Consider the following 11,319-nt stretch of genomic DNA (forward strand, 5'->3'; position numbering starts at 1 on the left):
CCCGTAATCCCTGGCGGGCGCGCGACGACAGCTACGGCACCTCGCCGCGTTGTCGGAACGTCCGAACACATCCAGTATGCGGACGCTCCTCCGCCTTGCGATGCACCGCATCCGGCGCCGCGCGCTGATCCACCACGGATTACGGGACAGCCCTCAGGTCGGCCCCGGGGGTGTCAGACCTCGGGGAACGTCAGCTCCAACGGCCCGCAGCCGATGCGTTCGGCCTCCGCCGCGGCGTAGCCCGGCAGCAGGTCATGGGCGAGCGTGAACTTCCCGTCGCCCGTCTGGCGCAGCTGTTCCACCACGAAGACCACCGGGCCGGTCTGGCAGACCGCCCGGAACACAGCCCGGTTCCCGCCGGTCTTCCCGTACCCCCGGGTGCCCTTGACGGGTGCACCGGAGCGGAGCGCGTCCCAGGAGTAGATCTCGGTCAGCGCCGGGTCCGCCACCGTCGTCATCCGCACGACCGCCTCCCGGTACTCACCGGACGCCTCACAGACCCGGGCCGGCCCGCCGTCGCCGCCTACGCGGTTACGGAGCAGCTCCTTGCGGTACGCGGGCGGGAGGGCGAAGCCCTTGATGCCGCAGAAGGCCTCGGTGTCGGCGTCCTGCCAGGTCACGGTGGACGGCAGGGTGCGCGGGGCCCGGTAGACCCCCGAGCAGTCGAAGGACCGCATGACACCGTTGGCCGCCTCGACCAGGGCGCCGGTCAGCGCGGCCCGGTCCTCCCGTTCGTACTCCGACGAGATGTCCAGGCCCGCCCGGCCCATGCCGATGTCCACCACGGTGGGTCCGGTGAACTCGCCGCGTCCCGTGCAGCTCTGCGGGAGCGCGATCCAGGCACGCGATCCGGACGCCATGCCGGGCAGCCCGTCGCCGAGCGCCACCATGCCGGAGGCCAGGAACTCCTGGGGCCACTGCTGCCCGTCGGTGCCCCGGAGGCCGTCCAGCCGGTGCACCTTCACGGTCACCTGGCGGCGGGCCCGGTCGTCCTTGTAGCTGGTGATCCGGCACTGGCCGAAGTCCAGCCCGTCGCCCTGCGGATCGTTCCGCAGGGACTGCTCCTCGACCTCGGTCCTGCGGTCGCCGAACAGTTCGGTGAGTGTGGAGTCGCCGAGCGAGTCCCAGCAGGGCGCGGGCCCGAGGAGCGGAAGCGTGTCCGTGCGCCAGGCCACCGCCCCGGCTCCGACGAGCGCCCCGGCCAGCGCGGCGGCGGTGACGGCACGAGCCGTACGGCTGCGCAGCAGGCGGCGCACGAAGCCGGGCGGAGAGGTGGTGGTGTCCGGCGCCTCCTCGGGCCCGGCGTCCATGACGGATGTGTTCTCGGGCCCGGTGCCCACGACGGATGTGTCCTGGGGCCCGGTGCCCGTGACGGATGTGCTCTCGGGGCCGGTGTCCACCGCGGATGTGTCCTCGTTCATGCACCCTCACCGCTCCCGCACCCGATGCGCTTGCCGACGGACTCGGCGAACCTGTCGAACACCCGCTGGTCGTCGGGGCGGCCCCGGTCCTGGAGACCGGTCTCGACGTGTCCGTAGAACACCGTCGGCCGTCCGCCGCAGGTGGTACGCAGCAACCCCTGGGCGGACCCCTCGGGAAGCCCGTCGAACAGGGCCACCATGCGCGGGTTGCGCGCCATCACGTAGTTCGCCGACGGCTCGTCCGGCATCCGCAGGGTCTTCCACACCACGGAACACGTCTGGAGACCGTCGGTGACCGCGCCCACCTGCTGCTCGTAGCGCGAACCCTTGCCGAAGTCGAAGTTCATGCCGGGTATCCGGCACAGCGGTGACCGTGCCGACTCGTGGTCCTCGGCCACCGTCACCATCGGGGACGTCATGTGCAGGGGGCTGCCGGGCGCGCAGCCCGCCTTCCTCATCCCGGTGCCGGCGGCGTCGAGCAGCATGCGGCCGACATCCTCGACGTTGCCGATCGTGAAGGGCATGGCCACCTTGCCGAGATGGCCGTCGCCCGTGCTCTCGCTGCGGATCGTCACGACGGACGGCCTGCCGCCGTCGGCGTCGCATGCCTCGGGCAGCACCAGCAGGGCCCGGTCACCGGCCACCAGCCCGTCGAGCCCGTCCGGGAGAGGTGCGGCGGAGCCGTGGAAGTACTGGGCTATCCAGGCCCGGCGCTCCTTGGCGCCTGCGGGGACGGGGCCGTACTCCAGGGTGATCTGTTCCTTGAAGACGAGCGGCTCGTCGGAGTCGTTGTCCTCGACCTCCGAGGTCACGGCCAGTGTGCAGGAGGCCTGAGGGTGTCCGGCGGAAGGCGGTGCGGACTCGGTGGCCCGCCGCTCCGATCCGGACTTGCCCAGCGCCTCGTCGCCGAGGAAGGACGCGCCGCTGTTCTGCTCCCAGGCGCCCCAGCAGTAGCTGTCCCGAAAGGGCCAACTGTCCGTCGACCACAGGACGGTGCCGGATATGAGCACCACTCCGGCGACCGCCCCGGCGAGGACCGTGGCCCGCCGCCCGACACCGCTGCCCATCACATTCCCCCTGGTGAATAGCGAAGATCACAGCAAAACGTCGATGCTACGTCGTCACAGGCCGTGCACAGGAAGGGGGTTGAGGTCCGAGGCGGGAACGGAGCGCGCGATTTTTCTCGACTGAAAGGATTCAAAGCTCATCTCCCGGGGGTAGAAAGCGCTTGCGCGAGGTGCGGGGACGGCCCGTACCGCAGCGCACCCGCACCCGCTTCCGCGCCCTCAAGGAGCCCCGCCGTGCCCGCTGTACACAGAACCGGCCCCGCCCTGCTGACCGCCCTGGCGGCCGTGACCGCCCTCGCCACGCCCGCCGTTGCCGCATCCGCCGCCACGCCTGCTGTTGCCGCGTCTGCGGTTGCCGATGAGGCGACGCGGGGATGCACGGGATCCGCCCCCGTGGTCTGTCACTTCGACGTGGCCCCCGGCACCTACCGCGTCACCGCCCGCATCGGCGGCGCGACCGAAGGCCGTACGACGGTCGCGGCCGAGACGCGGCGCACCGTGCTGGGTGAGACGCCGACCGCCGCCGGACGGCAGGTGGTCCGCAGCTTCACGGTCAACGTGCGCGATCCCGAGGGCGAACCCACCGGGGCGAGCGGCAGCCCCGGCCTCGACCTCGCCTTCGGCGGCCCGGCCCCGCTCCTCGCGGGCCTGCGCGTGACCCCGGCCCCGCGCACCCCGCAGTTGTTCCTGATCGGCGACTCGACCGTCTGCGACCAGCTCGGCAGCCCCTACACGGGGTGGGGCCAGGAGCTTCCGCAGTACCTCCGGGCGGGCATATCCGTTGCCAACTATGCCGACTCCGGAGAGAGTTCGCAGACCTACCTCGACCAGCCCCAGCTCTTCCCCACCGTCCGCCCGCTGATCCGCCGCGGCGACACCGTGCTCATCCAGCTCGCCCACAACGACAAGCAGACGACCGAGGCCGACTACCGCGCCAACCTCACCACCATGATCGACGCGATCCGTGCCGAGGGCGGCCGGCCGGTGCTGGTCACCCCGGTCGTCCGCCGCTGGTTCAACGCCGACGGCACGCTGGACAACGGCACCGCCCTGCTGGTCAACGGCCTCGGGGTCGACCTGCCCGCGCAGATCCGTCTCCTGGCCGCCGCGCACGACGTGCCGCTCGTCGACCTGACCGCGCTCACCCGGCAACGTGTCGAGGAGCTGGGCCCCGACGCCTCCAAGGCGCTGTACCTCACCGACGAGAAGCGCGACAACACGCACACCTCAGAGCGCGGAGCGACGGAGTACGCGGCCCTGGTCCGTGACGCGCTGCGTGAGCAGCACCTGCTGCCGGGCCGCCTGTTCCGCTGACCGAAGCCCTCCTCCGCCCCGGCGGGAGCCGGACCGGAGGAGGGCGTGGGATCAGTCCTTCGCCGAGAAGACGAACGAGAACTCCGCCGGTGCCGCGTCGAGCCGGTGCTCCGGCAGCACGCCCGGTCCGCAGGACTGCGAGCCGATGCCCTGCACCGCGTGGTCCAGGTTGACCCAGACGCGGTCCCCGGCCACCAGATCCGGCCCGTGCTCCGCCGCGTCCAGCTGCTCGCTCGTCCACCGCCGCGCGGTGAACCAGAACGGTGCGCCGCCCTCGGCCCGCAGCCCCGCTCCGTCCGCGCCCGTCAGCTCGGCCCACCGGACATCCGCCCGGGCGCCGTTCTCCTGAGGCCTGACGTACGGGGTCTGGAGCGCGTCGACCTCCCTCTCCCACGTCCCGAGCATCGCGGCCGCCCGGGTGTCCGGGTAGGCCTCGCCCGGCCCGCCGCCGAACCACCGCGCACCGCCGTACGCGGCGGGCAGCGCGAACCGGATGCCGAGCCGGGGCAGCGGCACCCGCCAGTCGCCCTCCGGCACCACGGACACCGTCAGCCCGAGCCGGTCCCCGGAGGCCGTCCACCGGTACGTGGTGCGCAGCCCGAGGTCCCAGCCGGCCGGGGCCACCCGGGTCCGCACGATCAGTGCGTCCCCGTCCGCCCCGACCGCGTCGATCCGGTGCCGCATCCGGTGCAGCCCCAGCTCCCGCCAGCGCAGCCCGTACCGTTCGTCCGGCTGCCAGGGCGCACCGTTGTCGTTGTCGGTGGGCGCCCGCCACACATCCAGCCGCAGCCCGTCCAGCGGAACGCCCCCGATGCGCACCGGAGCCCCGGTCGCCGCGTCGAAGACGCCCGGCCCGAGCGTGATCACGCCACCGGACCGCGCCGGCTGCTCACCGGCCGACGGCGCCGGGGTGGCCGGCGCACCCTTCTCCACCTGGCCCCAGGCCACCACGTGGCCGCGCCCGGCCCAGGCGGTGTCCTGCGCGAGGGCTGCCCGTACCGTCCACAGGCCGTCGCCCGCGACGTCGGGCGTCACCTCTGCCGAGGCGCCCGGCGCGAGCTCAGGGACCGCCAGGACGCCCGAGGCGACGACCGTGCCGTCCACCTCGCGGGTCCAGACGAACTCCAGGTGCCCCAGCCCGGCGAAGTCGTGGCCGTTGGTGACGGTGAAGGAACCCGCCGTGGAGCCCGGGCCGATCCGCACCGGCTCGATGACCTTCTTGTACTCGACGAGCCCGGGGGAGGGCGTGCGGTCGGGGAAGAGCAGGCCGTCGCAGACGAAGTTGCCGTCGTGCAGCTCCTCGCCGAAGTCCCCGCCGTAGGCGAAGCCGTGCTCGGGGTGGGCGAAGCCGTGGTCGATCCACTCCCAGACGAAGCCCCCCTGGCAGCGCTCGTAGCGCTCGAAGAGCCGCTGGTACTCACTCAGGCCGCCCGGTCCGTTGCCCATGGCGTGCCCGTACTCGCACATGATGAAAGGCATCGCACGCCGCCTGGCGTCGAGTCCGGCGTCGCCCCAGGGCTCCTCCTCCCGCTTGCCGATGAGTTCGACCTCGGCGTGCGTCGGATACATCCGCGAGTACAGGTCGACGTCCTTGCAGGACAGATCGCCCTCGTAGTGCACCAGCCGCTCCGGGTCCCGCCCGCGGATCCAACCGGCCATCGCGGTCAGGCCGCTGCCCGAACCGCACTCGTTGCCCAGCGACCAGATGATCACCGAGGCGTGGTTCTTGTCGCGCTCGACCATGCGGGCCGCCCGGTCGAGCAGCGCGGGGGTCCAGCGGTCGTCGTCGACCGGGTTGCCCCGCCACTCCAGGTCGACAAAGCCATGTGTCTCCAGATCGCACTCGTCGATCACCCAGAGGCCCAGCTCGTCGCACAGGTCGAGGAAGGCGGGATGCGGCGGATAGTGGCTGGTCCGCACCGCGTTGATGTTGTGCTGCTTCATCAGGACCAGATCCCGCCGCATGGTCCGCGCGTCGACGGCCCGGCCCGTCTCCGGGTGGAACTCGTGCCGGTTCACCCCGCGGAACAGCAGCCGACGCCCGTTGACCTTGATGACGCCGTCCTCGACGAGGACCGTACGGAAACCGATTCTCAGCGGGATCCGCTCGCCGGGGGTCACCAGCTCCGCGTCGTACAGCCGGGGTGTTTCGGCGGTCCACGGCTCGACCGGCAGGGTCACGGACTCGCCCGCGGCGACATCGACGCCCAGCTCGGGCACCAGGACCCGGCCCTCGGCTCCTTCGCACTCCACGAGCAGCGTTCCGGAGCCCTCCCGGTGGTCGTAGCCCGCGTGCACGAAGAAGTCCCGGGCGGCGCCGCGCGGACGGTGCAGCAGGGTGACCTCACGGAAGATGCCCGGCAGCCACCACTGGTCCTGGTCCTCCAGATAGCTCCCCGACGACCACGCGTGCACCCGTACGGCAAGGACGTTCTCCCCGGAGTCCAGCAGATCACCCACGGCGAACTCGTGCGGCAGCCGGGACCCCTTGAAGTCGCCCAGCTCCCGCCCGTTGAGCCAGACCCGTGCACAGGACTCCACACCCTCGAACCGGAGAACGAACTCGCCGTCCTGCGGCCGGTCCCCGGACAGTGTGAACGTCCGCAGATGGTCACCCGTCGGGTTCTCGGACGGTACGTGCGGGGGATCGACGGGGAAGGGGTAGACGACGTTCGTGTACGCGGGAGCGCCCCCGGCTCCCTGGAGCACCCAGTGGCCGGGCACCGCGACCGTGCCCCACGCCGAGGCGTCGAACCCCGGCCGGGCGAACGACTCGTCCTCGGTGCCGGCTCCGGGCGAGAGCCGGAAGGCCCACTCGCCGTTCAGGGGCATCCGCCAGGCATCGGACGTCGCGCACCAGGACCGCGGCGCGAGCCCACCGGAACCCGGGCTCGGATCCTCGTACCAGGGCAGCGTGGCGGTGTCGGTGCGGCTCATGGTTCTCCTCGTTCGGAATCGCCCTTCTCCGGAGTGACCGTAACCAGGAATGAACCGTTTCAACAAGGGGTGGCGGACCGGATGATGAAGCGTCCGTGACGCCGGCGATCCGGTCCGGCGGTACCGGCCCGGTCCGGCGCGAGTCGATGCCGGCCTCCCGCTTGCCGCCGAGCGGTACCGCCGACCCCTCGAGGGCCCGCCCGGGGTGACCGGGGGGCGCCCCCGAGGTGGCGGAACGCGATCCGATTGATCCAGAGGCGGTGGTGCGCGGAGCCGCGCCGGCAGGAGCGTCGCGGGGCGGGGGAGTTGCCCCGGGCGGATCGCGATCTGCCCAGGGCGCAGGCGCCGTTGCGGCACCCGCCGAACCGGCACGGTGTCGCCTTCGTGCGGCGCCGGGCGCCACGGTGCGGCCGTGCGCGGTGGTCAGCGGCAGGATCCGCGATGCTCGTCGCGACCCATGAGGAGGGGCGTGGCCGACCGCTGCGGACGGATCGTGGCTGTGAACGCGGCCGCGGAGGTCTTGCCCGGACGATTCGCCGAACCGCTTCCGAGGCCGTGACGGCCCCGGAAACGCCCCGGCAACGCAAAGTGCCGACCAGGATCTCTCCTGATCGGCACGTGCTCTGTGTCCGAGGGGGGACTTGAACCCCCACGCCCGATAAAGGGCACTAGCACCTCAAGCTAGCGCGTCTGCCATTCCGCCACCCGGACTAGGTGTCTGTCTCGCGGGCCCGGCCCGTTCCGACGTGGAAAACCATAGCAAACATTGGGGGGTGCTCGATCACGCCCCTGTCGGTGTGACAGGCGTGTGGCGGAGGGTGGGCGGCCTTGGGTACGCGGGCCGGGCGCGGGAGGATGAGGGGGAGCACCACAGCGACAGCGGAGGGAACCAGCGTGAGTGAGACCAAAGCGGCCAGGACCGGCTCGGGTGAGAGCGCCGAGAACGAGGTCGTCGACCTCTGTCGTGACCTGATCCGGATCGACACCAGCAACTACGGGGATCACTCGGGACCGGGCGAGCGGCTGGCCGCCGAGTACGTCGCGGAGAAGCTCGCGGAGGTCGGGCTGGAGCCTCGGATCTTCGAGTCCCACAAGGGCCGCGCCTCCACGGTGGCGCGGATCGAGGGCGAGGACCCCTCCAAGCCGGCCCTGCTGATCCACGGCCACACCGACGTCGTCCCGGCCAACGCCCACGACTGGACGCACCACCCCTTCTCCGGGGAGATCGCGGACGGCTGTGTGTGGGGCCGGGGCGCGGTCGACATGAAGGACATGGACGCGATGACGCTGGCGGTCGTGCGCGACCGGATGCGCAGCGGCCGCAAGCCCCCGCGCGACATCGTGCTCGCCTTCCTCGCGGACGAGGAGGCGGGCGGTACGTACGGGGCCCGGTATCTCGTCGACAAGCACCCCGACCTGTTCGAGGGCGTCACCGAGGCCATCGGGGAGGTCGGCGGCTTCTCCTTCACGGTCAACGAGAACCTGCGGCTGTATCTCGTCGAGACCGCGCAGAAGGGCATGCACTGGATGCGGCTGACCGTGGACGGCACGGCCGGCCACGGTTCGATGACCAATGACGACAACGCGATCACCGAGCTGTGCGAGGCCGTCGGACGGCTGGGGCGGCACAACTGGCCGGTCCGGGTGACCAAGACCGTGCGCTCCTTCCTGGACGAGCTGTCCGACGCGCTGGGCACCCCGCTCGACCCCGAGGACATGGACGCCACGCTGGCCAAGCTGGGCGGCATCGCCAAGATGGTCGGCGCGACCCTGCGCAACTCCGCGGCCCCCACCATGCTCGGTGCCGGCTACAAGGTGAACGTGATCCCGGGGCAGGCGACCGCCCATGTCGACGGCCGCTTCCTGCCGGGGTACGAGCAGGAGTTCCTGGCCGACCTCGACCGGATCCTCGGCCCGCGCGTCAAGCGCGAGGACGTGCACGGCGACAAGGCGCTGGAGACCGACTTCGACGGCTCGCTCGTGGACGCGATGCAGATCGCGCTCAAGGCCGAGGACCCCATCGCGCGCGCGGTCCCGTACATGCTCTCCGGCGGTACGGACGCCAAGTCCTTCGACGACCTGGGCATCCGCTGCTTCGGATTCGCTCCGCTGAAGCTCCCGCCGGAGCTCGATTTCGCGGGCATGTTCCACGGTGTGGACGAGCGCGTGCCGGTCGAGGGCCTGAAATTCGGAGCGCGGGTACTCGACCGTTTCATCGACCACAGCTGAAAAGTCGATAGTGCGTCGCAGTAATCGCCAGCGTGTACGTACCTAACCGGAACGAGTGAAAGGCGTGGATCGCTCGTAGCCCGATTACTTCTTCCTCGTTACAGGTGGTGCGGTCCGCGGCTGGGACCGCACTTGCCAACTAGGAGGAATAATGATCAAGAAGATCGTCGCCGCTGCGGCTGTCACCGGTGGTCTGGTGCTCGCGGGTGCCGGCATGGCCGTCGCCGACTCGGGCGCCCAGGGTGCCGCTGTCGGCAGCCCCGGCGTGCTCTCGGGCAACGTCGTCCAGGTTCCCATCCACGTTCCCGTGAACGTGTGTGGCAACACGATCTCCGTGATCGGGCTGCTGAACCCGGCCTTCGGCAACACCTGCGTCAACGCCTGACGTTGTGCGTCAACCCGTAAGGGTTTGAACCCGCTCGGCCCTGGAGTGCACGCCATGTGCTCCGGGGTCGTCGGGTCCTTTGCCCCCGCACGGTCAAGTCCGGGGGTATTCCGGAAGGTAGAAGGCAGGAAACAACCTATGCGACAGGTCACGCGTAAAGGCCTGATCACCATGGCGGCTGCGGGCGGCGTGCTCGCGCTCAGTGGCGGTTACGCGCACGCCGACGCGGGAGCGGCCGGCGGCGCATCGAATTCCCCGGGGGTGCTTTCAGGGAATTCGGTACAGATTCCGGTCGAGGTACCGGTCAACGTCTGCGGTAACTCCGTGAGCGTCGTGGGACTGCTCAACCCGGCGGCGGGCAACGCCTGCGCAAACGGTTCGGGCGGTTCGGCCGCCGGCCATCACGGTGCGGCCGCCGGAAACTCGGGCAGCCACGCCGCGGACAACGGCCGGGCGTCGGACAGCCGCGGCCATGGGGTGCGGGAGGGCACCGGGAAGCACCGGGCCGCCAACGGCGACAACGGGGGCGGGGCCACCGCGGAGGGGACCGCGAAGGGTTCGCCCGGTCTGCTCTCGGGCAACCAGATCCAGGTGCCCATCGACATCCCCGTCAACGCCTGCGGGAACAGCGTCACCATCGCTGGTCTGCTGAACCCCGCAACCGGCAACACGTGCGAGAACGACAGCACGCCGCCGGTCGTTCCGGTCACCCCGGTCACCCACGAGGCACCGCCGGCGCCCGGACCCCGCACCATCCCGAACGCGCCCGAACCGCAGACCCTGCCGGCGAGCACGCCGCAGCTCGCGCACACCGGAGCGGGCGGGCTCGACCTGCTCGTCCCGGCGAGCGCTGGTCTGCTGCTCGCAGGCGCGGGCACGGTGCTGTACCGACGTGCCAAGGCCGCCGCCTGACAGGCAGCAGGCAGCACGACGAAGGGAACGGGCCCCGCAGCAGCGGGGCCCGTTCCGCGTCTCACCAGGTGGCGCGCAGCTGGCGAATGATCCGCCGCCGCAGGCGCACCCGGCGGCTGCCGTCCAGGCGCAGGGTCAGTCGGTCCAACTCCCAGTGCCCGTACTCGGCATGGTCGGTCAACAGGCGGGCCGTCTCCGTCCGGGACACCCCGCGCGGCACGTACACGTCGACAAATTCGTATTCCGGCATCGCATCTATTGTGCGGGCAGAGCCTGTGTACGGATAGCGTCTGCCCTATGTCTGATGCTGCGCAGCCCACCGCTGCCGAGGTACGCGCCGCCGCCGATGCGGTCAAAGCCGCGATCGACCACCACCTCGCGGCGGTCGAACGCCGGTCCGGGGACGACGACCCCGCTGTCTACGACGCGTTCAACGCACTGGCCGCTGCGGCCGAGGTCTATGACGAACTCCTCTACGACCGCCATGACGAGGTCACCCCGTTCGAGATTCCGGGGGTCGAGGACTCCCTGCCGCCGTACAGCGGCCCGGAGGAGCCGAACGCACTCAGCGTGCTGATCCGCCGTGACTACGCGGTGGTGGAGCCGCAGCGGCTGCTCGCACAGGCGCAGCGCGTCGCCGATGTGGACCCGGACGACCGCGACAGCGAGGTTGCGGCCGTGGTCGGCAGCAGCGTCCACGCGGCGCTGGGGGTGCTGTTCGGGGAGTACGAGGCGGACGAGATCGCCTCCCGGCACACGGAGTTCGGTCTGGAGGAGGGCGACTCCACGCTCTGGGTCGCGGCCGTGGACGAGCTGCCGGAGCCGGGGGAGTGGCTCGGCGCCCCGTTCGACGACGCGGATCCGCAACTTGTGGTCTGCCGCTTCGACGTCAGCGCGGTCTTCGACGAGGACGATCTGGACGAGGAACTCGACGGTCTGACGAGGGACAGGAGCTGATTCAGCCCTCCCGCCCCTGACGGAGCCGTACCGAAGGGTGCCGGGCGGACGCTCGACGCGCCCGCCCGGTCCTCAGGGGCCGGCCGACGAGGTGGCC

Annotated in this window: 9 protein-coding genes and 1 tRNA gene; 5 read left to right on the plus strand and 5 right to left on the minus strand. The window is 71.2% G+C overall.

Annotated features, from left to right (window positions below):
* Window positions 1–173 precede the first annotated feature (173 nt).
* The gene (locus ABT025_RS11515; protein WP_350992511.1) at window positions 174–1,421 is read right to left on the minus strand and encodes a hypothetical protein; all 1,248 of its coding nucleotides are present in this window, start codon (window positions 1,419–1,421) and stop codon (window positions 174–176) included.
* Window positions 1,418–2,488 carry a hypothetical protein gene (locus ABT025_RS11520; RefSeq protein WP_350992513.1) on the minus strand — a complete coding sequence of 357 codons (1,071 nt, stop codon included), beginning with the start codon at window positions 2,486–2,488 and terminating at the stop codon, window positions 1,418–1,420. Before ABT025_RS11520 ends, ABT025_RS11515 begins: the two co-directional genes overlap by 4 nt.
* Before the next feature lie 234 nt (window positions 2,489–2,722).
* On the opposite strand from ABT025_RS11520, the gene ABT025_RS11525 reads away from it, so the two are divergent.
* Window positions 2,723–3,802, plus strand: coding sequence for a rhamnogalacturonan acetylesterase (locus tag ABT025_RS11525; RefSeq protein ID WP_350992516.1), 1,080 nt, complete (start codon window positions 2,723–2,725; stop codon window positions 3,800–3,802).
* A 51-nt stretch (window positions 3,803–3,853) separates the two neighbouring features.
* On the opposite strand, the gene ABT025_RS11530 is transcribed toward ABT025_RS11525, so the two are convergent.
* Both ABT025_RS11530 and ABT025_RS11535 read right to left on the minus strand, forming a co-directional pair.
* Window positions 3,854–6,739, minus strand: a complete 2,886-nt coding sequence (locus ABT025_RS11530) for a glycoside hydrolase family 2 TIM barrel-domain containing protein (protein ID WP_350992519.1) — start codon at window positions 6,737–6,739, stop codon at window positions 3,854–3,856.
* Window positions 6,740–7,365: 626 nt separating this feature from the next.
* A tRNA-Leu gene (locus tag ABT025_RS11535) sits at window positions 7,366–7,450 on the minus strand.
* A 183-nt stretch (window positions 7,451–7,633) separates the two neighbouring features.
* Here ABT025_RS11535 and ABT025_RS11540 point away from each other — a divergent pair.
* The 3 genes from ABT025_RS11540 to ABT025_RS11550 all read left to right on the plus strand — a co-directional run bounded on the left by ABT025_RS11540 (window position 7,634) and on the right by ABT025_RS11550 (window position 10,265).
* Window positions 7,634–8,968 (plus strand): M20/M25/M40 family metallo-hydrolase, encoded by a 1,335-nt coding sequence (locus ABT025_RS11540; RefSeq protein WP_350992521.1) that lies wholly within the window; start codon window positions 7,634–7,636, stop codon window positions 8,966–8,968.
* Window positions 8,969–9,119: 151 nt separating this feature from the next.
* Window positions 9,120–9,353 (plus strand): chaplin ChpH, encoded by a 234-nt coding sequence (gene chpH, locus ABT025_RS11545; RefSeq protein ID WP_350992523.1) that lies wholly within the window; start codon window positions 9,120–9,122, stop codon window positions 9,351–9,353.
* Window positions 9,354–9,491: 138 nt separating this feature from the next.
* Window positions 9,492–10,265 (plus strand): chaplin, encoded by a 774-nt coding sequence (locus tag ABT025_RS11550; RefSeq protein WP_350992525.1) that lies wholly within the window; start codon window positions 9,492–9,494, stop codon window positions 10,263–10,265.
* Window positions 10,266–10,326: 61 nt separating this feature from the next.
* Here the strand turns inward: ABT025_RS11550 and ABT025_RS11555 are convergent, their stop codons facing one another.
* Window positions 10,327–10,515 carry a DUF5703 family protein gene (locus tag ABT025_RS11555; protein WP_350992527.1) on the minus strand — a complete coding sequence of 63 codons (189 nt, stop codon included), beginning with the start codon at window positions 10,513–10,515 and terminating at the stop codon, window positions 10,327–10,329.
* A gap of 47 nt (window positions 10,516–10,562) precedes the next feature.
* Here ABT025_RS11555 and ABT025_RS11560 point away from each other — a divergent pair, with 47 nt between their 5' ends.
* Window positions 10,563–11,222 carry a hypothetical protein gene (locus tag ABT025_RS11560; RefSeq protein WP_350992529.1) on the plus strand — a complete coding sequence of 220 codons (660 nt, stop codon included), beginning with the start codon at window positions 10,563–10,565 and terminating at the stop codon, window positions 11,220–11,222.
* Window positions 11,223–11,319 lie beyond the last annotated feature (97 nt).

The organism is Streptomyces sp. NPDC002809 (genome assembly GCF_040295435.1).
Classification (GTDB): domain Bacteria; phylum Actinomycetota; class Actinomycetes; order Streptomycetales; family Streptomycetaceae; genus Streptomyces.

What these genes read in the sequence shown, in the direction of transcription:
- ABT025_RS11550 (WP_350992525.1), top strand. Translation starts at nt 9,492, where the DNA reads ATGCGACAGGTCACGCGTAAAGGCCTGATCACCATGGCGGCTGCGGGC.
- ABT025_RS11520 (WP_350992513.1), bottom strand. Translation starts at nt 2,488, where the DNA reads ATGGGCAGCGGTGTCGGGCGGCGGGCCACGGTCCTCGCCGGGGCGGTC.
- ABT025_RS11530 (WP_350992519.1), bottom strand. Translation starts at nt 6,739, where the DNA reads ATGAGCCGCACCGACACCGCCACGCTGCCCTGGTACGAGGATCCGAGC.
- ABT025_RS11515 (WP_350992511.1), bottom strand. Translation starts at nt 1,421, where the DNA reads ATGAACGAGGACACATCCGCGGTGGACACCGGCCCCGAGAGCACATCC.
- ABT025_RS11555 (WP_350992527.1), bottom strand. Translation starts at nt 10,515, where the DNA reads ATGCCGGAATACGAATTTGTCGACGTGTACGTGCCGCGCGGGGTGTCC.
- chpH (WP_350992523.1), top strand. Translation starts at nt 9,120, where the DNA reads ATGATCAAGAAGATCGTCGCCGCTGCGGCTGTCACCGGTGGTCTGGTG.
- ABT025_RS11560 (WP_350992529.1), top strand. Translation starts at nt 10,563, where the DNA reads ATGTCTGATGCTGCGCAGCCCACCGCTGCCGAGGTACGCGCCGCCGCC.